The organism is Nocardia sp. CA-135398, assembly GCF_050955845.1.
Classification (GTDB): Bacteria; Actinomycetota; Actinomycetes; order Mycobacteriales; family Mycobacteriaceae; genus Nocardia.
Genome location: NZ_CP192084.1, coordinates 1 through 25,020, shown reverse-complemented (window position 1 = coordinate 25,020; position 25,020 = coordinate 1). Strand labels below are relative to the sequence as shown.

The 25,020-nt window shown below is 65.0% G+C and carries 21 protein-coding genes and 2 tRNA genes; 6 read left to right on the top strand and 17 right to left on the bottom strand.

The window, feature by feature from the left end; all coding sequences use genetic code 11:
* Positions 1-2 precede the first annotated feature (2 nt).
* Together ACQP1T_RS00115 and ACQP1T_RS00110 are read right to left on the bottom strand one after the other, a co-directional pair.
* Positions 3-692 (bottom strand): RibD family protein, encoded by a 690-nt coding sequence (locus tag ACQP1T_RS00115; protein ID WP_433757898.1) that lies wholly within the window; start codon positions 690-692, stop codon positions 3-5.
* The gene (locus ACQP1T_RS00110) at positions 689-1,333 is read right to left on the bottom strand and encodes an aminodeoxychorismate/anthranilate synthase component II (RefSeq protein WP_433757897.1); all 645 of its coding nucleotides are present in this window, start codon (positions 1,331-1,333) and stop codon (positions 689-691) included. Before ACQP1T_RS00110 ends, ACQP1T_RS00115 begins: the two co-directional genes overlap by 4 nt.
* Positions 1,334-1,538: 205 nt before the next feature.
* Here ACQP1T_RS00110 and crgA point away from each other — a divergent pair, with 205 nt between their 5' ends.
* Positions 1,539-1,802: a cell division protein CrgA gene (gene crgA / locus ACQP1T_RS00105; RefSeq protein ID WP_040697865.1), complete on the top strand. Its 264-nt coding sequence runs from the start codon at positions 1,539-1,541 to the stop codon at positions 1,800-1,802.
* A gap of 155 nt (positions 1,803-1,957) precedes the next feature.
* Positions 1,958-2,359, top strand: coding sequence for a PH domain-containing protein (locus ACQP1T_RS00100; RefSeq protein WP_433757896.1), 402 nt, complete (start codon positions 1,958-1,960; stop codon positions 2,357-2,359).
* 44 nt (positions 2,360-2,403) lie between these two features.
* Here the strand turns inward: ACQP1T_RS00100 and ACQP1T_RS00095 are convergent, their stop codons facing one another.
* Entirely contained in the window at positions 2,404-3,273 is an 870-nt protein-coding gene (locus ACQP1T_RS00095; RefSeq protein ID WP_433757895.1) for a rhomboid family intramembrane serine protease, read from the bottom strand.
* A gap of 4 nt (positions 3,274-3,277) precedes the next feature.
* On the bottom strand, positions 3,278-3,805 hold the full coding sequence (locus ACQP1T_RS00090; RefSeq protein ID WP_433757894.1) for a peptidylprolyl isomerase: 528 nt from the start codon (positions 3,803-3,805) through the stop codon (positions 3,278-3,280).
* A gap of 153 nt (positions 3,806-3,958) precedes the next feature.
* On the opposite strand from ACQP1T_RS00090, the gene ACQP1T_RS00085 reads away from it, so the two are divergent.
* The gene (locus tag ACQP1T_RS00085) at positions 3,959-4,171 is read left to right on the top strand and encodes a hypothetical protein (protein ID WP_063044151.1); all 213 of its coding nucleotides are present in this window, start codon (positions 3,959-3,961) and stop codon (positions 4,169-4,171) included.
* Between the two features lie 21 nt (positions 4,172-4,192).
* Here the strand turns inward: ACQP1T_RS00085 and ACQP1T_RS00080 are convergent, their stop codons facing one another.
* The 3 genes from ACQP1T_RS00080 to ACQP1T_RS00070 form a co-directional block, all read right to left on the bottom strand.
* Entirely contained in the window at positions 4,193-5,011 is an 819-nt protein-coding gene (locus ACQP1T_RS00080; RefSeq protein ID WP_433762546.1) for an ABC transporter permease, read from the bottom strand.
* 32 nt (positions 5,012-5,043) lie between these two features.
* Positions 5,044-6,048, bottom strand: coding sequence for an ATP-binding cassette domain-containing protein (locus tag ACQP1T_RS00075; protein WP_433757893.1), 1,005 nt, complete (start codon positions 6,046-6,048; stop codon positions 5,044-5,046).
* Positions 6,049-6,763: 715 nt separating this feature from the next.
* Entirely contained in the window at positions 6,764-7,702 is a 939-nt protein-coding gene (locus ACQP1T_RS00070; RefSeq protein ID WP_433757892.1) for an acyl-CoA dehydrogenase family protein, read from the bottom strand.
* Positions 7,703-7,857: 155 nt separating this feature from the next.
* Between ACQP1T_RS00070 and ACQP1T_RS00065 the strand changes: the two genes are divergently transcribed.
* From ACQP1T_RS00065 to ACQP1T_RS00055, 3 genes are all read left to right on the top strand, one after another.
* Positions 7,858-8,568 (top strand): YoaK family protein, encoded by a 711-nt coding sequence (locus ACQP1T_RS00065; RefSeq protein WP_433757891.1) that lies wholly within the window; start codon positions 7,858-7,860, stop codon positions 8,566-8,568.
* A 39-nt stretch (positions 8,569-8,607) separates the two neighbouring features.
* Positions 8,608-9,852: a hypothetical protein gene (locus ACQP1T_RS00060; RefSeq protein WP_433757890.1), complete on the top strand. Its 1,245-nt coding sequence runs from the start codon at positions 8,608-8,610 to the stop codon at positions 9,850-9,852.
* Between the two features lie 282 nt (positions 9,853-10,134).
* Entirely contained in the window at positions 10,135-11,424 is a 1,290-nt protein-coding gene (locus ACQP1T_RS00055) for a cytochrome P450 family protein (RefSeq protein WP_433757889.1), read from the top strand.
* An 885-nt stretch (positions 11,425-12,309) separates the two neighbouring features.
* Here the strand turns inward: ACQP1T_RS00055 and ACQP1T_RS00050 are convergent.
* From ACQP1T_RS00050 to dnaA, 10 genes are all read right to left on the bottom strand, one after another.
* Positions 12,310-12,382: transfer RNA gene (locus ACQP1T_RS00050), tRNA-Ala, on the bottom strand.
* Positions 12,383-12,406: 24 nt separating this feature from the next.
* Positions 12,407-12,514, bottom strand: a complete 108-nt coding sequence (locus ACQP1T_RS00045) for a DLW-39 family protein (protein WP_218007666.1) — start codon at positions 12,512-12,514, stop codon at positions 12,407-12,409.
* A gap of 29 nt (positions 12,515-12,543) precedes the next feature.
* Positions 12,544-12,617: transfer RNA gene (locus tag ACQP1T_RS00040), tRNA-Ile, on the bottom strand.
* A 134-nt stretch (positions 12,618-12,751) separates the two neighbouring features.
* Complete coding sequence (locus ACQP1T_RS00035) at positions 12,752-13,690, bottom strand: DUF3566 domain-containing protein (RefSeq protein WP_433762545.1); 939 nt, start codon at positions 13,688-13,690, stop codon at positions 12,752-12,754.
* Positions 13,691-13,888: 198 nt separating this feature from the next.
* Positions 13,889-16,411, bottom strand: coding sequence for a DNA gyrase subunit A (gyrA, locus tag ACQP1T_RS00030; RefSeq protein WP_433757888.1), 2,523 nt, complete (start codon positions 16,409-16,411; stop codon positions 13,889-13,891).
* Positions 16,412-16,458: 47 nt separating this feature from the next.
* Positions 16,459-18,507: a DNA topoisomerase (ATP-hydrolyzing) subunit B gene (gyrB, locus tag ACQP1T_RS00025; protein ID WP_433757887.1), complete on the bottom strand. Its 2,049-nt coding sequence runs from the start codon at positions 18,505-18,507 to the stop codon at positions 16,459-16,461.
* 410 nt (positions 18,508-18,917) lie between these two features.
* On the bottom strand, positions 18,918-19,478 hold the full coding sequence (locus ACQP1T_RS00020) for a DUF721 family protein (protein WP_433757886.1): 561 nt from the start codon (positions 19,476-19,478) through the stop codon (positions 18,918-18,920).
* A gap of 232 nt (positions 19,479-19,710) precedes the next feature.
* Entirely contained in the window at positions 19,711-20,898 is a 1,188-nt protein-coding gene (gene recF, locus ACQP1T_RS00015; RefSeq protein ID WP_433757885.1) for a DNA replication/repair protein RecF, read from the bottom strand.
* A 136-nt stretch (positions 20,899-21,034) separates the two neighbouring features.
* Positions 21,035-22,210, bottom strand: coding sequence for a DNA polymerase III subunit beta (gene dnaN / locus ACQP1T_RS00010; RefSeq protein WP_433757884.1), 1,176 nt, complete (start codon positions 22,208-22,210; stop codon positions 21,035-21,037).
* 839 nt (positions 22,211-23,049) lie between these two features.
* Complete coding sequence (dnaA, locus tag ACQP1T_RS00005; protein ID WP_433757883.1) at positions 23,050-25,020, bottom strand: chromosomal replication initiator protein DnaA; 1,971 nt, start codon at positions 25,018-25,020, stop codon at positions 23,050-23,052.

The following is a 25,020-nucleotide window of genomic DNA, read 5'->3' as shown; positions in this document are numbered from 1 at the left end:
ACTCAGCAGTCATGCGCGGCATCGCCGGACTGTCGCGGCAGGTAGCGCAGCAGCGCGACATCACCGATCTGACTGACCTCGGCCAAACCCATCCTGCGTTCCGGGTACGCGGCGGGGCCGAGAAAGCGCGGTGCCGCGGCATGTCCGACGATGATCGGCGCGACCGCCAGCTGCAATTCGTCGGCCAGATCCGCCGCGAGAAACTGCGTGTGGATGCGGGTGCCGCCCTCGACCATCAGCCGGGCGACGCCGCGGCGGCCGAGATCGTCGAGCAACGCGCCGAGGTCGATATCGACACCGAGCGGGACCACCTGCGCCAGCCCCGCCAGCCGATCGCCGAGCTTCGCTGCACCGGCATGGGTGGTGTAGACGAGTTTGTCACCGCCGTGCTGCCAGAACCGCAGCTCCGGATCCAGATCACCGCGTGCGCTCACGGCGATCTTCAACGGATACTCCGGCTTTCCGGCCGCGACGCGCGCGGACCGCCGGTCCGCACTGTTGACCAGCAACCGCGGATTATCGCGCCGCAGCGTCTCGGCACCGATCAGGATGGCGTCGGACTCCGCCCGCAACTGGTCCACCCGATCGAAATCCGCGGCATTGGACAGCTTCAGCCGCTGCGGACTCGCATCGTCGATATATCCGTCGACACTGACCGCGACGGACAGCAGCACATGGGGCCGTGGCGTCACTGGGTCACCAGTGCCGCGACCTCCGCCTCCAACATCTCCACCAGCCCCTCGGACGGACGCTCGCCGCACACCTCCAGCCAGTTCGCCAACATCCGGTGCCCGCCCTGGGTCAGCACCGATTCGGGATGGAACTGCACGCCGTGAATCGGCAGCGTCCGATGCCGCATGGCCATCACGATCCCGGATTCGGTGTGCCCGATGACCTCGATATCCGCGGGCAGCGTGTGCTCGAGAACGGTGAGCGAGTGGTAGCGAGTCGCGGTGAACGGGTCGGGCAGACCGGCCAGCACACCCGTGCCGAGATGGAAGACCGAGCTGGTCTTGCCGTGCAGCAGCTCCGGCGCGCGCGTCACGGTGCCGCCGAAGGCCTCTCCGATGGCCTGATGGCCGAGGCAGACCCCGAGCAGCGGAATGCTGTGCCGCGCGCAGGCATGCACCAGATCGATGCTCGCGCCCGCCCGGTCCGGAGTGCCCGGACCGGGGCTGATCAGAATGCCGTCGTATTCGGTGACGACGGCGTCCGGATCGGCCAACTTCGGGTCGTCGTTGCGCCATACCACGGCCTCGGCACCCAACTGGCCGAGGTACTGCACCAGGTTGAACACGAAGCTGTCGTAGTTGTCGACGACCAGTACACGCATGCTGACGAGATTACGTGGCGACCCGGTGGACCGTCGCGCGCATTACCAGTTGGGATAGCCTAGAGGCAGACCGGAGGGGACCTGAGCCCGCACCCGGACCGTCTCGGCCCCCGCCGGATCGGGTTCCGTGATGCGCGAGCTCGGCCATAATTCAACCGAATTCCGCCCGCCGGTACCCGACCTGAACGCCGAACACGAGGACGACATGCCCAAGTCGAAGGTCCGTAAGAAGACCGACTACACGATCAATCCCGCCAGCCGCACACCGGTCAAGGTGAAGGCGGGGCCGTCTCCGGTCTGGTACGTCGTGATCATGCTCGGCTTCATGCTGGCCGGGCTGGTCTGGCTGCTCGTCTACTACCTGGCCAACGATCGCATCACCTGGATGGCCGACCTCGGGGCGTGGAACTTCCTGATCGGCTTCGGTCTGATGGTCGTCGGCCTGATCATGACGATGCGCTGGCGTTGACCCGCATCACGCCGGGATTACAGACGTGTCATTCATGCACACCTGTGGATAACCATGTGGACAACTCGAGGAACGATTGGGGAAAGTGACACGTGGATCCCGAATCCGACTCGCCTGATCCGCCTCCGGAACCACGTACCACCTGGACCACCCCGATGTCCGCACTCATCGCGGTCACCGTCGGCGGCGTGGTGTTGGCCGGTGCAGCGGTCCTCGCCAAGGACGGACCGAGTCGGCTGCTGATCGGATTGGCGGCGGTCGGCCTACTGGCCTTGGCCGGACTCGGATTCCGACAGCGCCCACGCCTGAGCATCATCGCCGACCCGCAGCCGCGGCTGGTGGTTCGCACGCTCACCGGACCCACCGAATACACCCGCGATCAGATAATGCGGGCCCGCGTCGTCGGCTATCGCCGCCTCGGCCGCAAGAACCCCATGCTGGAAATCGATGTCGAGCAGCACGGCGACGAACGTCTGCTGATCTTCGGCCGCTGGGACCTCGGCACCAGTCCGGACGAGGTCTTCGAATCCCTTGTCGCGCACGGACTGGCGCAGTAGCCGCGCGCCGAATGCGCGCGGCGACAACGTTTCACGTGAAGCATCTACCGCAGTGATATCGCTGCGGCCACGATGACGGCGAGGGCCGCCACGGCAACCACCGCGACCGCGACCCAGCCGATCAGCCGCGCGTTCTCCTGGGTTTTCGCGCGCAGCCACTCCGGCAGGAACAGAATGCCGAGCGCGGCGATGGTGCCCGCGGCGAGTCCGCCGAGGTGTCCGGCCAATGAGATGCCGGGCAACGAGAAGCTGATGAAGACATTGATGCCGATCAGGATCAACATCTGATTCGGATTCTGCCGCACCCGGATCAGGATCACGGTGATCGCGCCGAACAGTCCGTAGACCGCGCACGATGCGCCCGCGGTGAGGCTGTCCTCCGCGAAAACCATGACGGCGGCCGAACCGCCGAGCAGCGACACCAGGTAGACCATCAGATAGCGCACCCGCCCGAGCACCGGCTCGATACTGCGGCCGACCACGTACAGCGCGAACATATTGAGCAGCAGGTGGATCGGCCCGTAGTGCAGGAAGCCGGATCCGATCAGCCGCACATATTGCCCATGCGCCACCGCGGGCGGATACAGCACCCAGTCGATGTACAGCGCGGAATGCCCGGTGTTCTCCACCAGACTCTTCGACTGGCCCGCGGTGACCGCGAAGACGATCGTGTTCAGCGCGATCAGCACATAGGTGACATACGGGATCGGGGTCCGCGCGGTCTGCGCACCGGCGACGGTTCGCACCGGCCGAACCTCACGCTGCCCCTGACGGACGCAGTCGACACAGTGCTGTCCGACCGCCGCGGGTCGCAGACATTCCGGACAGGCCGGCCGGCCGCACCGAGTGCAGGCCAGGCCCGTAGGACGATTGGGATGGCGGACGCACGTCGGTGCGGGCGGTTGAGCATTCATCGGATTATTCGATAGTGATCTTGGAGATGGTGACGGCTTCCTTGGGACGGTCGTTGCGATCGGTCGGCGTGGTCGCGATGGCATCGACGACCTTGCGCGAATCGGGGTCGACGACCTCCCCGAAGATGGTGTGCTTGCGGTTCAGATGCGGCTGCGCGCCGACGGTGATGAAGAATTGCGAACCATTGGTGCCCGGTCCCGCATTCGCCATCGCCAGCAGGTAGCCGCGATCGAAGCGCAGCTCCGGGTGGAATTCGTCGCCGAATTCGTAGCCGGGTCCACCGCGCCCGGTGCCGGTCGGGTCACCACCTTGAATCATGAACCCGTCGATCACCCGGTGGAAGCTCACGCCGTCGTAGAAGGGGCCGGAGGTGCCGCCGCTGGCATTCTCGGTCTTGTACGGTGCCGATCCATCGGCAAGGCCGACGAAGTTGCGCACCGTCTTCGGGGCGTGGTTACCGAAGAGCGAGATCTTGATATCGCCGTGGTTGGTGTGCAACGTCGCCACGGCGGTCTGATTCGGTGAGGTCACCCCGTCATGCTAGCCATGGCTCACGACAGTCTTGCCGTGCCGGTGGCTCGGCGCGCGGTGCGTCCGCACGGATCAGCAAATTTGCACGACTGCCGGGTGCTGCGGTGATCTGCGATTACTGCGCGATGCGCCGGTATGTGCCACAGTTGTCGAATGACCTTGGGGCGCCTACTTACCTCCGCACGTTCTCGTAACCGACTGATCGCCGCGGTCGTCGTCGCGTTGGCCGGTGGCGTGGCCTGGTTGGTCCGCAGCAAACGCCCCCAACCGCCGGAACCGGCACCGGCGCCGCCGCGAATCGGCTACTCCCGCAACGGTTCCGCACCGAATCCATTGGCGGGTGCTGGCGCGGACAACGGTCGCTGACGGCCGAGAGCGCGCCCCCGGTCAGCGGCTGACGGTGCGCTTGTACTGCCGCAGCGCGAGCGGGATGAACACCAGCAGGATGATCACCACCCACGCCAGCGTGGTCGCCACCGGATGCTGCATGGACCAGGCGTCCGATTTCGGCGCCATCGGACTGGTATTGCCGAACAGATCTCGGGTCGCCTGGGTGACGGCCGAGACCGGATTCCATTCGGCGAATACCCGCAGTGCCGTCGGCAGATTCTCGAGCGGAACAAAGGTATTGGCCAGGAATGTCAGCGGAAAGATCACCATGAAGCTGGCGTTGTTGAACACCTCGGGCGCGCGGACCAGCAGGCCGACCACGGCCATGATCCAGGAGATCGCGTACGCGAACAGCAGCAAGAGCACATAGGCCAGCACCGCGTCGAGCAATGATCCGCGAATCCGCCAGCCGACGACATAGCCGGTCAGCGACATCACCACCAGGCTGACCACATTGATCACCACATCGCTGATGGTGCGTCCGACCAGCACCGCCGACGGCGCCATCGGCAGCGAGCGGAACCGGTCGATGATGCCCTTCTGCATATCCTCGGCCAGACCCAATCCGGTGAACGTCGCGCCGAACACCACCGACTGCGCGAAAATGCCCGCGATAAGGAACTCCCGGTAGCCGCCCGACATCCCGGGCACCTCGATCGCCGAACCGAAGATATAAGCGAACAGCAGCACGAACATGATCGGCGACAGCGTCGAGAAGATCAGCACGTCGGGTACCCGCTTGATCTTGATGACATTGCGCTTGGCAATGGTCACACTGTCGGTGCAGACAATGACCAGGCGTTCGCCGAGCGGCATACGGGTTCCGGCGTCCACGGTCGCGGCGGTCATCACTTGCGTCCTTCCGTTACTTCGAGCCGATCCGCGGACTTGTCGGCATCGCCGTTGATCAACTCCTCGGCCTCGTGACCGGTGAGCGTGAGGAAGACATCGTCCAGCGACGGACGGCGCAGACCGACATCGTGGATCTGCACATTGTGCGTGCTCAGCCTGCCGATGGCATCGACGAGCGCCTGCGATCCGTCGCTGACCGGAACGGTGATCCGGCGCAGTCCGGGTTCCAGATGTATCTCCCCGTCCGCCAAACCCTTCAGCGCCTCCCGGGCGGTCGCGAGATTGTCGGCGTGGTCCACGGTGAGTTCGATGCGGTCGCCGCCGACCAGGGTTTTGAGTTCATCCGCGGTGCCGCGGGCGATCACCTTGCCGTGGTCGATCACCGCGATGGAATCGGCCAGCCGGTCGGCCTCCTCCATGTACTGCGTGGTGAGCAACAGGGTGGTGCCACCGGCCACCAGCTCCTCGATGACATCCCAGAGGTCGAGGCGTGCGCGCGGATCGAGTCCGGTGGTCGGCTCGTCCAGGAAGAGCACAGGTGGATTGGCCACCAGCGCTCCGGCCAGGTCGAGCCGTCGGCGCATACCGCCCGAATAGCCCTTGACCGGCCGGTCGGCGGCATCGCTCAGCCGGAAGCGCTCCAGCAATTCCCGCGCGCGCTCCTTACTGCGCTGCACGCCCATGTGATAGAGCCGACCGACCATCTCCAGGTTCTCGAATCCGGTGAGATATTCGTCGACGGCGGCATATTGCCCGGACGCGCCGATGCGTGAGCGCAGCGCCTGCGGATTGCGGAGTACGTCGATGCCCGCGACGGTCGCGCGACCGGCATCCGGAATGAGCAGGGTGGTGAGTACCCGGACCGTGGTGGTCTTGCCGGCACCGTTGGGTCCGAGCAACGCGGTGACGGTGCCCTCGGGCACTGCCAAGTCGAGTCCATCGAGGGCGACCAGCTGGCCGTATCGCTTGACCAGACCCGCGGCGACGATTGCGTCGGGCATGATTCTCCTGAGGTTCGCTCGCTCGGGCGAGGTGACCATTACTCGAGTCAGTATTGCCCTGGGCACCGACAATTTCCGCTGATTTTTGGTCCACCTGGGCTTTTCTCAGCGATCGACGGGCCGAGCTGCGATCGAACACAAACGGTCGCATCCCGTTCCGGACGGTGCTCGGGGGTGCCGGTTCGGGATGCGACCGGTTCGATCTTCCCGCCCGCTACCCATCCGCTCGCGCGTAGCGCACTACCCGATTCCGGCCCGGCCGCTACTCGGGCGCCGCGTGGCCGACATGCCCGCGCCCGAACGACACGCGACAAATCCGACCGAATCCGCCGTCCGGACGAGCACCCGCGCACCGATTCCGCACGGACAGCAACCGGTCGGCATGGTTTTCACATGTGCCTCGACCGGGTAGTGAGTTCACACTCCGTCTGTAAATCCCTGCGCGACAACATTTTTGACAACAGTCACGGAATCGTCGAGCGGGCCGACAATCGACCGGTCCGGCTACCTGGGCGGCGTCCACCCCTGTCGCAGGTGAACCGTCCCGAAAAATCTTGGAAAGTGGTGCTCCCCACGCACACACAATCTCGGATCATCGCGTAGGATCGTTCACGTCGGCCCCTCCCCCCCGGGCCGACCTTACGCGGGCCTCGGCTAACTCCCCCCCTTCGCCGAGGCCCGCTCCCCATTTCTGGGGCGGCTCAGCCCCGCTCAGCTATCTGTCGGCACCGCCGGCTCCGGCCACCATGCCCACCGATTGCCAGGCCGCCGTCAATCGTTGCGCCCGTACCTTTCCGGCGGTCGCCAGCAACCGACGATCCCGCTTCCACCGCTCGCGAACGACGGGATCGGCTTGTGCCCACTGCGGCTCCAGTTCCGTCAGCACCTGCTCGAAATACGCGTACGCCCCACCCAATGCGATATGTCCGCCGGGCGCGGTCGGCTGATCCATATCGAGGCCGCGCACGAAGGCCACCGCCGCGAGTAACCGCTGCAATGTCGCCCGCGGCCAGCCGGACTCGCGCCCGACCCGCATCAGCCAGCCGAGGGTGGCCGCCAGCACATGGACGTCCTCGATGGTGCGGAACGGTTTGAGGTAATCGGAGTACCCGTCGCCGGGCAGCGGCTCGGCCGCGACATCGGTGAATGTGACCGAGGCGTGCGGGATTTCGGGTGCGAACGGTACGACGGGCAGATTCGTCACATCGACGCCGGGCTGTGCCGCATCGACGAGCACCGCACGCAGCCGGTTGCGGCCGTCGGCCGACGTCCCCGCACTGGCGATCACCAACAGCCGTCGCGCGAGTATCCCCAAGGTGGTGAAGGTCTTGGTGCCGTTGACCCGCCAGCGGCCGTCGGTCTCGGTCACCGGGGTCGCGATCGCGGACGGATGCGCGCCACCCGCCTCGGTCGCGGAGACCGCGACCAGCTCATCGGCCGAGAGGTCGGGCAGCAACGCCCGCAGCGCCTGCTGATATCCGGACAGGAATGCGAAACCCAGTCGGTCCGCACCGAAACCACCGGCGATCGCGATATCGACGGTGGTGTCGAACCGATCGGCGGTCGCCCGATGCCGTGTCCACGCGTCGGTGATCGACTCGAGCGGTGTCGGATCGGGCGTCTCGGTCAGCAGGTAGTCGAACACAGAGTCCACGCGTGCACGCTAACCGACGACGATCGCCTTGGACGCCCCGAGGAACCCTGCGACTATCGCGCAATCCTTATCCGGCACCTCGGCGATGCGACAGCAGAATCTCAGGATCACCGGGTATCACTGACTCGTCATCCCCCTCGTGAGGAGCCTGACCAGTGACGAAACCAGATCTCGCGCGGCGAAAGGCGCTGTACGACGCCGAGGCACGGCTGTCCTGGGTACTCGCCGCACTGGCCGGTCTCATCGGAGCCGCGGCGTTCATGCATACCGAGGGCTACTTCGTCACGTTCATGACCGGCAATACCGAGCGCGCCATTTTGGGCTACTTCCACGACGAACCCGATATCGCCGTCGCGGCGGCCCTGCTGATGCTCTCGTTCCTCGCCGGTGTCGTGGTGGCTTCCTGGTGTCGCAGGCATTACTGGTCCGGTCATCCGCACGGCCCGACCCTGCTCACCACGCTCAGCCTCGCCGTGGCATCACTGCTGGACTGGATCATCTACTGGGCGACCAGCGCCACCAATATCGACCTCATCCCGATCCTGTTCGTCGCCTTCGGCGTCGGCGCGCTCAACACCTCGTTCGTCAAGAACGGCGAGGTCTCCATACCCCTGAGCTACGTCACCGGCACCCTCGTCAAGATGGGCCAGGGCATCGAACGCCATATCGGCGGCGGCGATTACGCCGACTGGCTCGGCTACTTCCTGCTCTATGCCGCCTTCTGCACGGGCGCGCTGCTCGGTGGATTGCTGAGCCTGCTCGTCGCGGGCTGGGCCATGCTCATCACCGCCACCGTCGTGTGCCTGATCACTACCGGCTACACCTACCTGCACCTGGACCGCCACGGCCCGCCCACGACGAGCTGACCCTGTGCGCGCCGCAGCGGCGACGGATACGGTTGTCCGGTGGGGAGTTTCGATGAGCTGACGCCGGAACACTTTGCGACACTTGTGCTGCGGCATCTGAACGACGTCGGCAAAGAGGTCGCGGGGTACGACCCGGAGGCGTTCCGTATCGAGCTCGTCGACGGATGCGAGATCGGACTCGGCAATGTGTATCACGACGCTATTCGTCTTTCGGGGTTGCGACGCGCGGCTCGGATCGAGCGGTTTCTGAGTTCAATCGACAGTGACGAATACAAATACGTGCCCACCTGGGAGGAAGCTCGTCCGCTGCTGCGCCCGATTCTGCGTTCTGCCACCTACAAACAAGCGGCGCTCGACGATCTGCTGCACCGCAAGCCATTGGTCACCCATGAAAACGCGCGATTCGTCAGCCGCCCGGCCTTTCCGTTCGTCGACGAGCTGGTCGCCATCGACCTGCCGAACTCCCGAACCGTCATCAACCATTCGATCCTCGCGAATTGGCCGGTCTCGGCAGACGAGGTCTTCGCCGCGGCCCGGGAAAATCTGGAAGCCATTGCGCAGCCGCATAATCCGCGCGGCAATGCCATCCTCACCCGCACCGATCGCGACGGCGACGCATACCTCACCTCCTGGCCGCTCGCGCCGGGTTGGTTGGCGAGCTTCAGCCAGCGCTATGCCGGACGCCGCCCGGTCGTCTTCATGCCCGATCGAGACACCCTGATCGTGGTCCCAGATATCCCACATTTGCTCGCCCGCATCTATCGCCAGGTCGAGCAACAGTACGTCGATGCACGCCACCGCCTTTCGCCCCAGGGCTACACCCTCGACGAGGACGACACCGTGGTCCCCTTCGACCGCGCTGGCCCACACGAACAACACCGAACCGCCGTCCGCGCCGGATACCGCTTGGCCATCTGGGAATACGCCGCCCAGGCCCACTGGCTCAACGAAGCACTCGAACGCGACCTCGAATTCACCCACTACGGCTTGAAGATGGCCATCGTCGGCGAGATAAAGCTGGCAGGCACCGAAACCCGTCCCTACACCTACACCGTCTGGGGCGAAGGCGTCGACTACCTACTCCCCGCCGCCGACTACATCATGTTCGCCAGCACCGATGCCGACAACAACGCCGTACCCGTCTGCACCGTGCCGCTCACCGCGGCCCTCGAAATAACCGGCCTCACACCGATTCCCGGCATGTCGCCCATCCGCTTCGAGGCCCGCTTCTGGCCCGATGCAACCATGCTGACCCAGTTGAAGCAGGCCTCGGTCGTCCTTTGACTCAGGCCGGGACTCGGTCCGGATATCCGGCCGCCCACGGTGAACCTGTGCAAAGATGGCACATCGCTCGAACCGCACGACCTTGCACGATGCAGGCCTAGTCGATTACGCGCAGAGCTTCACGCGTTGGCCGTCCGCCCACTCGGCGCTACACCCGGCCCCATGGACGCAGCGGCCGCCACCGCATATCGCGTCACTCAAAGCTGTTGATGAGCACGAGATTTCGTTATGTCCAAGGGACCGGAGGCCGAAACCGTCAACCCGGAAAGGATGTATGAACAAGTGAAACCCGCGGATGAGATCCTCGAGCTGACCGATGAGTTCTACCAACATCCGCACGAGGTCTACGAGGCACTGCGCAAGCGCGGCCCGATCCATCGCGTCCGCTTGGACGGGGTGCTCGGCTGGATGATCGTCGATCACGATATGGCGAAGCAGGCCTTCGTCGAGCCGACCATCAGCAAGAAGATCGGATCGCCGCGGGGGCAGGCCGTCATGGCCGAACACGGCGCCGACGGCCAGTACAACGGCGCCATCAACGACAACATGCTTTTCGCCGACCCGCCGCAGCACACCCGCCTGCGCAGCCTCGTCGCGAAGGCCTTCGCGAGCCGTGCCATCCGCGATCTCGGACCTCGAATCGAGCAGATCGCCGACACCCTGCTGGACGACCTGACCACCCGCGAATCCGCCGACCTGATCGACAGCTATGCCTTCCCGGTGCCGATCTCGGTGATCTGCGAATTGCTCGGCGTGCCTGACGCGGACAAGGACGAATTCCGAGCCTGGACGGCCATCCTCGTCGACGACTCGGCCGACATCGAGAAGCGCACCAGCGCCGGTTTGAGCTTCTTCACCTACCTGACCGACCTGATCGCCGAGCGCAGCGAACACCCGCTCGACGACCTGCTATCGGAACTCATCGTCGCGAAGGACGACGATGACCGACTCGACCAGCAAGAACTCATCTCCATGCTGTTCCTGCTGTTGACCGCCGGTCACGAAACCTCCGTCAACCTGATCGGCAACGCCCTGCTCGAGCTCCTGATCGACCCGCACCTGGCCGACCGCCTGCGTGCCGACCCGAGCAGAATTCCGGACTTCATCGAGGAAACCCTGCGCTACCAGGGTCCGGTCCATTTCGGCACGGCCCGCTACACCACCGCCCCGATCACCTTGGGAAATCAAGACATCGACGCGGACGAATTCATCATCATCTCGATCGCCGCGGCCAACCGCGACCCGAAGCGATTCACCGAACCGGACCGTTTCGACGCCACCCGCACCGACAACCGAAACATCGCGTTCGGCCACGGCATCCACTACTGCATCGGCGCCGCCCTGGCCCGCATGGAAGCATCCATCGCCCTCACCCGCCTACTGGCCCGAATCCCAGAAATGTCACTTGACGTACCAGCCACCGAGCTGACGTGGCGCAAGAGCCTCCTGATCCGCGGCCTGACCACCGTCCCCGTCCGCCTCGGCGCCACCAAGGGCGATACCGAAGCCGCGACAGCCGACCGCTGGACAGAACCCGACAACCTGGGCGAACCACAGTTCTCGACGGTCTAGCCCGCCGCGACCGATCGCCCCCCCGAGGTGCCGAACCAACAACGCCACGCAACCTCACCGAGGGGCTGTGGCCGGTCGCGGCATCCGGATCTACCTAGGTGGGGCAACATTCCACCACCTAGGGGCTACCGATGCGAAGCTGGGCGCTTCACAACACGATGAGGGCTGCCAGTGAGAACATCGTGCAGTCGAATTTCATATGAGTGGAGGATCTCTTGAACCGTGCCATGCTGAGTGTTCTTGCCGCCGGGGCGATTTCAATGGCAGTCGTTCTGCAGTCACCCACAGCGGCAGCATCCCCGGACGGGGTCGTGCCGCAATCCACACCGACCACCCGAACCGAGGCGACAGCTCCTTTCGATCCCATCTGCCCCCTCTGTTTCCTGCGTGAACTGCTCGAAAGCGGCTCCAGCCACCCGTAAGCAGCCATGAAGCCACGCGCCTCCAGACAGACCAAAACAGATATGGGTCCCGCAGCTGAGTACGACATCCATACAGGCGAACAAGGTATGAGGGGCCCCTGAGTCCAATCCGCCATCTAGGCGAACGAGCTGGATGTGAGGCCCCCGGGCTGGTGCGCCGTCTAGGCAGCCGAGCCAGGCGTGACGGCCCGGGACCGAGCGCGACATCTGCGTTAGTCCCATGGCAGGCCCCGGGCCCAGGTCCGGCATCTGAACAGCCGAGGGCTGGGGCTGGGGCTGGGGCTGGGGCTGGGGCTGGGGCTGGGGCTGGGGACCGAGCGCATCACCTATACAAGCGAGCCAGGCACGTGGGGGGCCCCGGGGGGCGAAGCCCCTCCGGGGTGGGGCTTGGGGGCTTCGCCCCCAAAAGACACGCGAAACGAGACAAGGCTCACGCTCTCCGTGAGCATGAGCCTGCATCGAGTGGAGCCTAGGGGAATCGAACCCCTAACCCCTGCCTTGCAAAGGCAGTGCTCTGCCAATTGAGCTAAGGCCCCGAATCCCTACTGCCCGAAGGCAGTTCAGCGGGTGGTGACTTCGTGCCACAGGTCCGCATCGTCACGCTTGCGCAGCTTGGTGATTCCGATGAGAACCGCGACAACGACACCGACCGTGAGGAGAATTTTCATGATTCCCACCCTACTGTGATGTTCGGGAGTGGGCCTAGGAGGACTTGAACCTCCGACCTCTTCGTTATCAGCGAAGCGCTCTAACCGCCTGAGCTATAGGCCCTTATTTCTTGTTCGGATACCCGCCGGAGCTGCTAACCGAACCGAGGCACGAGATTACCTTACCTGCCTGCCGATGACCAAAACGGCCGGTCACCGCCCTGCGAGAGGACAGCGACCGGCCGAGTGGACACCGTTCTAGTCGGGGTCGGCCAGGGTCACCTGGATACCGCCGACGAGGTCACAGCACTGGTTGTAGATGAAGACACCGACGGTCGCCAATGCGGTGAAAAGCACCACATTGATCAACCCGATGACACCGGCATAGCCGAATACCGAACCGGCATCGACCAACCCGACCGAGCCGCTGTCGGAGGAGACCATATCGGTGAAGGTGCTGTTGAGCCGTTCCCACACACCCATGCCCTCGAGCACGATGTAGAGCAGACCGACCGCGAGCATCCACACGAAGAACATGGCCACGCTGATCACCAGCGAGATCTTCAGGGTCGACCACGGGTCGATCCGGCGGATCTGCACCGTGGCCCGCAGTGGCTCACCGGAGGCGACGGCCGCCGCGACGGCGACCGGAACCGCGGGCGAGACCGGGGTGGCCTGCGGGCCCGCCGGGGCCTCGAACGGTAGCGGGTGCCGGATATCGGACAGGTCCGGCATGTCCTTGATCAGTTCAGGGCGCGCGATGCTGCGGGTCGGTCCGTCGATGCCGACGGACTTCACCATCGCCGCCTCCTTGCGCGCGGCCTTGGCCGCGAGATCCGCGGTGGTACGGGCATTGCCGCCGCCGAGACCGCCGCCACCGAGGCCACCACCGCCACCGCCACCGCTGAGCCCACCACCGCCGAGCCCGCCGCCGGTGGAATTCGGGCGACCGGGTACCGGAGGCTGCCCGGGGCGGTACAGGTTCGACTGCGGCTCTCGCTGCGGCAGCTGCGACCAGCCCTCCTGGAAGGGCGACTGGCCGCCGCCGTTCGATGCCGAGCGCTCGCCTGCATCCGGCGCGGCCGACTCGCCGGAGTTACCCGGCCGAGCCGCCCGCTGATCGAATGCCTCCGGCTTGTCCGCACCCGAGTTCGGCTCCGGCGCCTTGAACGCGACTTCGCCTTGCTGGCTGTGCATTTCGTGCGGCTGGGCCCCTCCCTGCGGGCCACTCGGCTGGCCGTTCTCGGCCGATGCGACCGGCCGTGGGATCGGCCGCGGCGGAATCGGTGACGGTGCGATCCGTTCGGTTACACCGTTCGTCTGGTGCCGCTCGTCGTTCGGCTGATTCGTGGTCAATGGGAATCCTTAGATCCGTTCGTTGCCGCCGCTGTGGGGTTATTGCTCAGAGGAACCGGTGTCGCCGTCTCCGCCGACGATCGAATCAGGATCGGGTTCGTCGGCATTGCGCGCGATAGCAAGCAACGTATCGCCATCGGCGAGGTTCATCAATCGCACGCCCTTGGTCTGTCGTCCAGCCTTACGAACCTGCTTCGCCGCCGTCCGGATAACACCACCGCCGGACGTGATCGCATACAACTCATCCTCGTCGTCGACGATGAGCGCACCGACCAGAGTGCCACGCTTGGTGTCGTATTGGATAGTCAATACGCCTTTACCGCCACGACCCTGCGGGGTGTATTCCTCGATCGCGGTCCGCTTGGCGTAACCGCCGGAGGTCGCGACGAGCAGATAGGTGTCGGCGCGAACCACATTGAGCGACAACAGTTCATCGTCGGCGTTGAATCGCATGCCCTGCACACCGGAGGTAGCGCGGCCCATCGGACGCAGTGCCTCATCGGTGGCGGAGAAGCGGATCGACTGACCGCGCGCGGACACCAGCAGCAGATCGTCATCGGCCGAGCACAGCACTGCGCCGACCAATTCGTCGTCATCGCGCAGGTTCACCGCGACGATGCCGCCGCTGCGGTTGGAATCGAAGTCGGACAGCTTCGACTTCTTGACCAGGCCGTTCTTGGTGGCGAGCACCAGATAGGGCGCATCTTCGTAGCCCTTGATCTGGATGATCTGGGCGATCTTCTCATCCGGCTGGAAGGCCAGCAGATTCGCGACGTGCTGACCGCGCGCGGTCCGGCTTGCCTCGGGCAGTTCGTAGGCCTTGGCCCGGTACACCCGGCCCTTGTTGGTGAAGAACAGCAGCCAGTCGTGCGTGGAGCTGATGAAGAAGTGCTTGACGATGTCGTCCTGCTTGAGACCCGCGCCCTGCACGCCCTTACCGCCGCGCTTCTGGCTGCGGTAGAGGTCGGTCTTGGTGCGCTTGGCGTAACCGGTCTCGGTGACGGTGACGACCACATCCTCGCGGGCGATGAGATCCTCGTCGGCCATATCGCCGTCATTGGCCACGATCTTGGTGCGCCGCTCGTCGCCGTACTTCTCGACGATCTCGGCCAGCTCATCGCGCACGATCGCGCGCTGGCGCTCCGGCTTTTCGAGAATGTCCTTGAGGTCGGCGATTTCGGCCTCGATCTTGGCCAACTCGTCGACGATCTTCTGCCGCTCCAGGGCGGACAGCCTGCGCAGCTGCATATCGAGGATGGCGGTGGCCTGGATCTCGTCGATATCCAGCAACTGCATCAGGCCGGTGCGCGCGGTGTCGGTATTGGCCGAACGCCGGATCAGCGCGATGACCTCGTCCAGCGCGTCCAACGCCTTGACCAGACCGCGCAGGATGTGCGCCCGCTCCTCGGCCTTGCGCAGCAAGTACCTGGTACGCCGGATGATGACTTCCAACTCGTGCTCGACGTAGAGCCGGATCATCTGATCCAGACGCAGTGTGCGCGGCACGCCGTCGACGATCGAGAGCATGTTCGCACCGAAGCTGGTCTGCAGCTGGGTGTGCTTGTAGAGGTTGTTCAGCACCACCTTGGCAACCGCGTCGCGCTTGATGGTGACCACGATCCGCATACCCGCGCGGTCCGAGGACTCGTCGTGGATATCGGAGATGCCCGCGATCTTGCCGTCCTTCACCTGCTCCGCGATGGAGTTGATGAAGTTGTCGGTGTTGACCTGGTACGGCAGTTCGGTGATGACGATCGTGGTGCGGCCACGGTTGTCCTCTTCGATCTCGACCACGCCGCGCATCCGGATCGAGCCGCGACCGGTGGTGTAGGCGTCCTGGATGCCCTGACTACCGACGATGAGGCCGTAGGTCGGGAAATCCGGGCCCTTGACCCGCTCCATACAGGCGGCGAGGGTCGCCTCTTCGTCGGCGTCGTAGTTCTCCAGCGCCCAGTAGATCGCCTCGGCCAACTCGTTGAGGTTGTGCGGCGGGATATTGGTCGCCATACCGACCGCGATGCCGTTGCTGCCGTTCATCAACAGGTTGGGCACCCGGCTGGGGAGAACCGTCGGCTCCTGTGAGCGACCGTCGTAGTTCGGCGTGAAATCGACCGTCTCGTGGTCGATTTCGCGCAGCAGCTCCATGGCCAGCGGGGTCAGGCGGCATTCGGTGTAGCGCATGGCGGCCGCGCCGTCGTTGCCGCGGGAGCCGAAGTTGCCCTGACCGTCGACCAGCGGGTAGCGCAGCGACCACGGCTGGGCCATGCGGACCAGGGTGTCGTAGATCGACGCGTCACCGTGCGGGTGGTAGTTACCCATGGTCTCGGCGACCGGACGGGCGGACTTCACATAGCCGCGGTCGGGCCGGTAGCCGTTGTCGTACATCGCGTACAGCACGCGGCGATGCACCGGCTTGAGGCCGTCGCGGACGTCGGGCAGCGCGCGGCCCACGATCACGCTCATCGCGTAATCGATGTAGCTGCTCTGCATTTCGTTCTGGATATCGACCGGCTCGATCCGGTCACCCGCTCCGCCGTTGGGTGGCAGGGTGGTTTCAGTCATCTAAAAGTCTCCTTTGGCACCGGACGTGGAATTTCGCGTCACGCCGGTTACACGTCGAGGAAGCGAACGTCCTTGGCATTGCGGGTGATAAAGCTGCGACGCGCCTCGACGTCCTCACCCATCAGGATGGAGAACAGCTCGTCGGCCGCGGCGGCATCGTCGAGGGTGACCTGACGCAGCACCCGCACCGAGGGATCCATGGTGGTCTCCCACAGTTCCTTGGCGTTCATTTCGCCGAGACCCTTGTAGCGCTGGACACCGTCGTCCTTATTGATCTTCTTGCCCGCGGCGAGACCCGCCTCGAGCAGCCCGTCGCGCTCGCGATCGGAGTAGGCGAACTCCGGTTCGGACCGCTGCCACTTGAGCTTGTACAGCGGCGGCTGCGCGAGATACACGTGCCCGTGCTCGACCAGCGGCCGCATGAAGCGGAACAGCAGCGTCAGCAGCAGGGTGGAAATGTGCTGGCCGTCCACATCGGCATCGGCCATCAGCACGATCTTGTGATACCGCAGCTTGGCGATATCGAATTCGTCGTGGATGCCGGTGCCGAAGGCGGTGATGATCGACTGCACCTCGTTGTTCTTGAGGACGCGGTCGATACGGGCCTTCTCGACATTGATGATCTTGCCGCGCAGCGGCAGGATCGCCTGGTACATCGAATCGCGGCCGGATTTGGCCGAGCCACCGGCGGAGTCGCCCTCCACGATGTAGATCTCGGACTTGCTCGGATCCTTGGATCGGCAGTCGGCCAGCTTGCCGGGCAGGCCGCCGAGGTCGGTGGCGCTCTTGCGACGCACCAATTCGCGCGCCTTGCGCGCGGCGACGCGGGCCTGTGCGGAGGAAACCGCCTTGTTCACAATGGTCTTCGCATCGGCCGGATTGGCCTCGAACCAGTGCGAGAGGTGTTCGTTGCAGGTGCGCTGCACGAACGACTTCACCTCGGTGTTGCCGAGCTTGGTCTTGGTCTGGCCCTCGAACTGCGGTTCGCCGACCTTCACGCTGACGATCGCGGCCAAGCCCTCGCGGATGTCGTCACCGGTGAGGTTGCCGTCCTTGTCCTTGAGCAGTTTCTTGTCTTTGGCGTACTTGTTGACCACCGTGGTGAGCGCCGCGCGGAAACCCTCTTCGTGGGTACCGCCCTCGTGGGTGTTGATGGTGTTCGCGAAGGTGTGCACCGACTCGGAGTAACCCGAGTTCCACTGCATGGCGACCTCGAGCTCGTGGCCGGTGCCCTTGCCGGTGAAGCTCACCACCGAGTTGTGGATGGGCTGCTTGGTCCGGTTGATGTGCTTGACGAAGTCCTCGAGCCCACCGGGGTAGTGGTAGGTGCGGGTCTTCACCTTGTGCGCGGGCGCGGGCGCTTCCTCGTCGGCATGCTTCGGCGCCTCGGCGGTCTCGCTGACCACTTCGTCGGTGACGTCGGTATCGCTCACCCGCTCATCGGTGAGGACGATGGTGAGGCCCTTGTTCAGGAACGCCATCTCCTGCAGCCGGCGGGCCACCGTCTCGAAGTTGTAGGTCGTGGTCTCGAAGATTTCCGGATCCGCCCAGAAGCGGATGGTCGTGCCGGTCCGCTTGGTCGGCTCACCCTGCACGAGCTTGCCGGGCTTGGCGTCCTTGTAGGTCTGGCTCCAGTGGTAACCGTCGTGGTCGATCTCGGCTTCGAGCCGGTGCGACAGCGCGTTGACCACGGAAATGCCGACACCGTGCAGACCACCGGACACCGCGTAGGAGTCGGAGTCGAACTTGCCACCCGCGTGCAGCTGGGTCATGACCACCTCGACGGTGGGGATGCCCTGGGCGTGCATGCCGGTCGGGATACCACGGCCGTCGTCGACGACCTCGACGCCCCCGTCGGCGAGCAGCGTGACCTCGACCTTCGTGGCGTAGCCCGCCATCGCCTCGTCGACGGAGTTGTCGACGACTTCCCAGATCAGGTGATGCAGACCGCGCTCGCCGGTGGAGCCGATGTACATGCCCGGGCGTTTACGAACCGCTTCCAGGCCTTCCAGAACCGTGATGGAGGAGGCACCGTAGTCCTGCTTGCCCGATGTCGCGTTGGTCGAGCCCGTTGCGTTGGAGTCCTTGGCAGCCACTGGTCGGTAGCTCTCCTTACTTGCTGATCCCTGGCGCAGCGGTCGGACAGCACGCGTGGGACCCCGGTCTGATTTCTGGTCGTGAAATACGGGTCCACGCGCGGGCTGTACGGAACGCGCCGAAGGTTCGCCGCTAGTTACCCCACCATCCTACTGGTAGACCCAAGCCACAATGCACCTACGACACCCCTGACGGCTCCGTGGATGCGAGAAATCGGTCGAGCATGGGTCGGTTCCGCCTTCATAGGGTTTGAGTCCATCAGATTCGGCCTGAGAGTTGCCTGTGTGGCAGAGCCGTAATCGTGGCCTCGTGCGCGGGTGGCCGCAGCATAGTTCAGCCTACGGGGCGGCCTCCGTTCGATGACGGCCGCGGCGTTCCACGTGAAACCGATCTGTGTCGGGACGGCCGCCTATCCGTAGGTGTCCCGTGGCCCTCGGCCTTTGATGTGCCGCTCGCCCTTGCGCCAGCTCGGCGCCGCCGGACCGGTGATCTTCACGGACGTGACGACGCCCTGTCCCACCGCCGCATTGATCTTCGCCAGGATCTGCCCCTGCAGCATGCGCAGTTGGGTGGCCCATGCCGTGGATTCGGCGGCAATGCTCAGCACGCCGTCCTTCAATGTCATCGGGGTCGCATGCGAGGCGATGTCCTCGCCGACCACACCGGCCCAGCGGCCGAAGACCATGCCCTCGGCGACCTTGGCCGACCAACCGCGGTTCTTCGCGATAGAGCCGGCGAGACTCGAAAGCAGTTGCGGGTCACGGTCATCGGGCCGTGCGCCCGACCAGCCGGTGCGGCGGCGGGCTCCGGTACGCAGCCGACGCGGCGACGCCCGGCCCTGCCCGACCGATTTACCGCTCGCCTTGGCAGCCGCCCGCGCCTCCTCGAGCGCACGCCGCGCCAGATCGATACCGCGCAGCTCCGGTTCCGGCTCGGATGCGGAAGGGCTCGACGCTGCTTGATCGGTCACCGGTCCGCCTCTCTCCCCGAATCTTTTGCCGGTCGTAGGTGCGTCGAATCTTCATCACCGGGCCGACCGTTGGATGCGCGACGAGTTCTGGACGTACCAGGTGAGTCACCCACATCCATACGAAACCAGTTCGTGCGCTGGTAGCCACGGCGTTGCACTGCATCCGCGGGTGATCTTACAGAGCAGCCGCACGAAAAACCCGCCGACCTCAGGCCCGAATACGCCGCGCGGATCAGGCGGTGGTGGTGGGAGTTTCGGCGTCGGCGATTCGGGAGATGCGGCCGTCCGCACCGCCGTTCGTCTCCACCCGCAGCGGAACCGCGGCAAGTTCGGCTGGCACGTCCTCGGGGACCGCGGCGGTGATCAGCACCTGTTCGGCACCGGCCGCGACTTCGGCGAGCGCCGAGCGTCGGCGGCGATCGAGCTCGGCGAATACGTCATCGAGCAGCAGTACCGGCTCGGCACCGGTGGCGCGCAGCAGTTCGAAGGCCGCCAGCCGCAGCGCCAGCGCGAATGACCACGACTCACCATGGCTGGCAAAACCTTTCGCGGGGGCGGTGCCGAGCATCAGGTCCAGCTCGTCGCGATGCGGACCGACCAGACAGACCCCGCGTTCCAACTCCTTCGGCCGCGCCGCCACCAGTTCGCGCAGCATATTCGTCTCCAGTGCCTCGACGTCGTCGGGCTGCGGTGCGCGCGCCGGATCCAGGAACTCCGGCGGCAGGCTCGCGCTGCGGTAGCCGATTGCGGCGGGGCGTGATTCGGGCGCGATCGACGAATACGCCTGCGCGAGATAGGGATACAGATCGTGCACAAGGCGAAGCCGCTGGGCGAGCAGCACCGAGGCGTGGGTCGCCAAATGTCCGTCCCATACGTCCAGGGTGCTCAGTTCCGCCTTCGAGCGGGCTTGGCGCCCAGCGGATTTCAACAGGGCCGAACGCTGTCGCAGCACCCGGTCGTAGTCGGCCCGCACGGCGGCCAGCCGAGGCAATCTTGCGGTGCACAACTCGTCGAGGAAGCGCCGTCGCTCGCCGGGATCGCCGCGCACCAGGGCGAGATCCTCCGGTGCGAAGAGCACCGTCTGCAGAATGCCGAGGATTTCTCGTGGCCTGCGCACCGGCGATCGGTTGATCTGCGCGCGATTCGCGGCCCCCTGGTTCAATTCGAGATCGATGCGCAGTTCGCGGCCCGCGTTCACGACGGTCGCGCCGATCCTCGCGCGATCGGTGCCGATTCGGATCAGCGGTGCATCGGCGGCTACCCGATGCGAGCCCAGAGTGGCGAGGTAGCCGACCGCTTCGAGCAGGTTCGTTTTGCCGTTGCCATTGGACCCGAGGAAAACCGTTCGGCCTGGGGATAATTCGAGCTCGGCGTGCTCCCAGGAGCGGAAGTCGCGCAGTGACAGCGTCCGGATGAACACCCGTCTACTCCGCTCCGGCCGTCGTCATCGCCGTTTTTCGCCGCTGATAGCGCCGAATCGGACCCAGACCACAACATCTTGTGGTCCATCCACTGTCTGTGGACGAACTGTGGATAAATCGCATCGCCGCCGATGCTCAGCCCGGCAACCGAACCGGCATCAACAGGTAGATGTACGGGCTCTCCAGTGCGGCGAACGCACCCGACTCCGTCATCTTGGGTTCCTCATCACTTGCGGGCAGCAGCACTGCGGGGCGGCTCGGTGTGGTGAAACCGAAGGTAACCCGATCGGCGTGCAGCGCGGAGAGTCCGTCGATGAGGTAGCCCGGATTGAACGCGATTGTCAGTGCCTCACCGCGGAAGTCGGCCTCCAGCCACTCCTCGGCTCGGCCCGCGTCATCGCCACCCGCCGAGAGCAGCAGTCCTTCGTCGGTGAATTCCAGCCGCACCTGGGCGCCGCGCTCGGCGACCAGCGCGACGCGCTTGATCGCGTCGGTCAGCGTGGCGACCGGAAGGGTGGCGATCGAGGTGTGCTCCTTGGGGAGCAATTGGCGGAACTTGGGGAATTCCGCATCGAGCAGTCGGGTGGTGGTCCGGCGGCCCGCGTTCACGATGCCGAGCAGACCGTCCGCGCCACCGCCGGTGCCGAGCGAAAGCTGCACGGGAGCGTCCGATGGGCCGAGCGTTTTCGCGGCCTCCGACAGAGTCCGCGCCGGAATGAGCACCGAGGTCTCGATATCGGTGCGGGCGGGCTGCCATTCGATATGCCGGACCGCCAGGCGGAATCGGTCGGTGGCCGCGAGTACGACCTGCGGCCCCTCGATCTCGACCCGGATGCCGGTGAGCATCGGCAGCGTGTCGTCGCGCCCGGCGGCGACGGCGACCTGTGCGACCGCTTCGGCGAAGACGTCGACGCTCAGCTCACCGGTCTGCTGGGGCACCTCGGGCAGCTGGGGATAGTCCTCGACCGGCATAGTCGGCAGCGAGAATTTCGCACTGCCACAGGTGATCAGCACACGGGTGCCGTCGATGGCGACATCGACGGGCTTATTGGACAGCGCCTTGGTGATATCGGCGAGCAGGCGGCCGGAGACGAGCACCTCACCGGGTCCGGCGACCTCGGCCGCTACCCGCATCTGCGCGGAGACCTCGTAGTCGAAGCCGGAGACGGTGAGTCCGTCCTCGCCCGCGACGAGCAGTACGCCGCCGAGCACAGGCACCGGAGGCCGTGACGGGAGGCTGCGTGCCACCCATGCAACGGACTCGGCGAAATCCTCTCGGGCGACCCGAAATTTCATACTCGCCAGCTCCATCGCCCGTTCTGTCCTCTCCCGGTTCCGTGATCTCTGTCGGCTTCGTCAGCGTTGATTCTCGAAAAGGGGGTGCTGTGCCTGCCGCCTTGCAGTCTGGCATAGGCGACCGACATTGAACCGTACTCGTCCGGACCAGCTGAACCTAGCCCGACCCTCCGGTTCTTCTGTGTAGCGAAGACGATCCGCACTCCGAAATATCGAGCAAGGAGAACAGTGCGGGTGAATCGCGGGATGTGTCGCGCCTCCTCTCCTTGCTTGTCTGCGCGAGTGGCTCGGATGCCGATGCGCACTGATCGACTTTCCACACACCCTGTTTTGAAGAGAGATCTTCAAGGAGAAGAACTGAAGTAGTAGTAGGCACTGTGGAATCTGTGGACTGCGGCCGAATCCGCAGGTCCGAGGGCGTGGTGCGATGGGGATGACCGCTGGGTGACTCGAGGATGAACAGAGGGGGGTTGTGGACGTTGCGGAGTTGTTCCGCATTCATCCTCGAGTGCTCCTCGAGTTGTTCCACCTGATTCACCAGGTTGTTCACACATGTGCACCGAATCGTGGATAGCTCGAGGAATCCTCGAGGACTCCACATGGACTCCTCGAGGATTCCCCAAGCCGCTGACCGAGCCCATTGCTGGTCAGCGCCTGTGTGTGGAGCTGGCTGTGGACTCTGTTGATTCCACCCCTGTTAGCAACGGATCCTCCATCATGCGCACAGCCTGTGGACGAACCGGTGCACAACTCGGAGTTTCCTCGAGGACTCCACAAGAATTCCTCGAGGACTCCACAGGGCACAAAAAAGCACCGCCCCAGGTCAGGGGCGGTGCCGAGGGTGTTAGTGCCGGTCAGCGCGAACGCTGTTTAATTCGGGCTGTTAGTTCTTGTACTTGGTCGTATACGCGACGCCGCTCGGTCATCTCCTTGCGCACCTTCTTCTCCGCGTACATCACCGTGGTGTGGTCGCGCCCGAAGGCCTGACCGATCTTGGGCAGCGATAGATCTGTTAGTTCCCGGCATAGATACATGGCGATCTGCCGGGCTTGGGCCAGCGGCCTGGCCTTGCCCGGCCCGGTCAGCTCTTCGAGTGTGGTGTTGAAGTATTCGGCGGTGACGGCCATGATCGTCGCCGCATTGATCTCCAGCGTCGCGGTATCCGGCATGAGATCGCGCAGTACAACCTCGGCCAACGGCAGATCCAGTGGCTGGCCGTTCAGCGAGGCGAAGGCCGTCACCCGGATCAGCGCACCCTCCAGCTCGCGGATATTGCGCTCGACCCGACTGGCGATCAGCTCCAGCACGTCGTGCGGTACATCGAGCCGGTCCATCCGGGCCTTCTTGCGCAGAATCGCGATGCGCGTCTCCAACTCCGGCGGCTGCACATCGGTGATCAGTCCCCATTCGAACCGGGTGCGCAGCCGCTCTTCCAGCGTGGCGAGCTGCTTGGGCGGCCGGTCGGAGGACACCACGATCTGTTTATTGGCGTTGTGCAGGGTGTTGAAGGTGTGGAAGAACTCTTCCTGGATACCTTCCTTGCCCTCGATGAACTGGATGTCGTCGACGAGCAGAATGTCGGTCTCGCGGTAGCGGCGCTTGAATGCCACCTTGCGGTCGTCACGCAGACTGTTGATGAAGTCGTTGGTGAATTCCTCGGTCGATACATACTTCACCCGCATGCCGGGGAACAGCCGCTGGGCATAGTGTCCGGCCGCGTGCAGCAGATGAGTCTTGCCCAGACCCGAGGCGCCCCAGACGAACAGCGGGTTGTAGGCGCGTGCGGGCGCCTCCGCGATGGCGACCGCCGCGGCATGCGCGAAACGATTGGACGCACCGATGACGAACGTCTCGAAGGTGTACTTCGCGTTCAGGCTCGCCGAGGAATTCGACGGCGCCGGATTCTCCTGCGATTTGGTGAAGTAGGTGGGCCACGAATTGCGGACATTGACGATGGGTTCGTCGTCGTGCGAGTCGTCCGAGAGCGGCTCGCGGACCGATTCGTGCGCGGCCGCGATGGCCGGATCGGCGCTCGGACGGGATTCCCGCGCGGATTCCCGCATCGGTGCCCGGCCCTGCGCCCGCACCGGCTCCGGCGTCGGCTCCGGATTGAACAGCGACTCCTGTCCGGGGGGCACCGAATCACGTCGCGGCGGGAGTCCGGATTCGCGGCGGGGCGCGGGCTCCTGCCGTTCGCCATTGGTCTGGCCCGGGTAGTCGCCGCGGCTCGGGTATTCGTCGGTCGGGTATTCCCCCGCCACTTCGTATCCGGGCACCGGCAGGTAGTCCGGCGCACCCGGGTATTCGGGCGCGGCCTGGTAGTCGGTTGCCGCCGCGTAATCCGATCCGGTCGAGTAGTCGGGCGCCGCCGAGTAGTCGTTGGGCTGTGCATAACGCGGCGGGGCGTAGTCGTTGCGTCCGGGATAGTCGGGGGAGGGATAGCCCGCCGGGCCGCGACCGCTGTCGCGGCCACGTTCGGGCCGACTCGTCATGCGCGCGTGGCGCGGATTATTGCCGGGACGTTCGGTCGGCTGCGTCGCCGGCGCCGCGATGCGGACGCCGAGGCCCTCGACCTGTGGACCGAGACGACGGCCGAGGGAGCGCAGAATGGGTTCGCGCAGATCGCGTTCGATGGCTTCCTGAGCCAACGACGATGGCACCGAGAGCAAGGCGAAGCCCTGCGCCACGGTCAGCGGCTTGACCAGTTTGAGCCAGGCCTGCTGCGCCCGGGACACCGGCGGGATGGCACCATCGGCCGAACCGGTGGTGAGCTCGGCTACCACCTCCGGCCATACTTTGGCCAACACGTTCTGCTCGTCGTCCAT

Excerpts from the sequence above, each read along its gene's own strand:
- ACQP1T_RS00110 (WP_433757897.1), bottom strand. The coding sequence starts at position 1,333 with ATGCGTGTACTGGTCGTCGACAACTACGACAGCTTCGTGTTCAACCTG.
- crgA (WP_040697865.1), top strand. The coding sequence starts at position 1,539 with ATGCCCAAGTCGAAGGTCCGTAAGAAGACCGACTACACGATCAATCCC.
- ACQP1T_RS00100 (WP_433757896.1), top strand. The coding sequence starts at position 1,958 with ATGTCCGCACTCATCGCGGTCACCGTCGGCGGCGTGGTGTTGGCCGGT.
- ACQP1T_RS00095 (WP_433757895.1), bottom strand. The coding sequence starts at position 3,273 with ATGAATGCTCAACCGCCCGCACCGACGTGCGTCCGCCATCCCAATCGT.
- ACQP1T_RS00085 (WP_063044151.1), top strand. The coding sequence starts at position 3,959 with ATGACCTTGGGGCGCCTACTTACCTCCGCACGTTCTCGTAACCGACTG.
- ACQP1T_RS00080 (WP_433762546.1), bottom strand. The coding sequence starts at position 5,011 with ATGCCGCTCGGCGAACGCCTGGTCATTGTCTGCACCGACAGTGTGACC.
- ACQP1T_RS00075 (WP_433757893.1), bottom strand. The coding sequence starts at position 6,048 with ATGCCCGACGCAATCGTCGCCGCGGGTCTGGTCAAGCGATACGGCCAG.
- ACQP1T_RS00045 (WP_218007666.1), bottom strand. The coding sequence starts at position 12,514 with ATGAAAATTCTCCTCACGGTCGGTGTCGTTGTCGCGGTTCTCATCGGA.
- ACQP1T_RS00035 (WP_433762545.1), bottom strand. The coding sequence starts at position 13,690 with ATGCACAGCCAGCAAGGCGAAGTCGCGTTCAAGGCGCCGGAGCCGAAC.
- gyrA (WP_433757888.1), bottom strand. The coding sequence starts at position 16,411 with ATGACTGAAACCACCCTGCCACCCAACGGCGGAGCGGGTGACCGGATC.
- dnaN (WP_433757884.1), bottom strand. The coding sequence starts at position 22,210 with ATGGAGCTGGCGAGTATGAAATTTCGGGTCGCCCGAGAGGATTTCGCC.
- dnaA (WP_433757883.1), bottom strand. The coding sequence starts at position 25,020 with ATGGACGACGAGCAGAACGTGTTGGCCAAAGTATGGCCGGAGGTGGTA.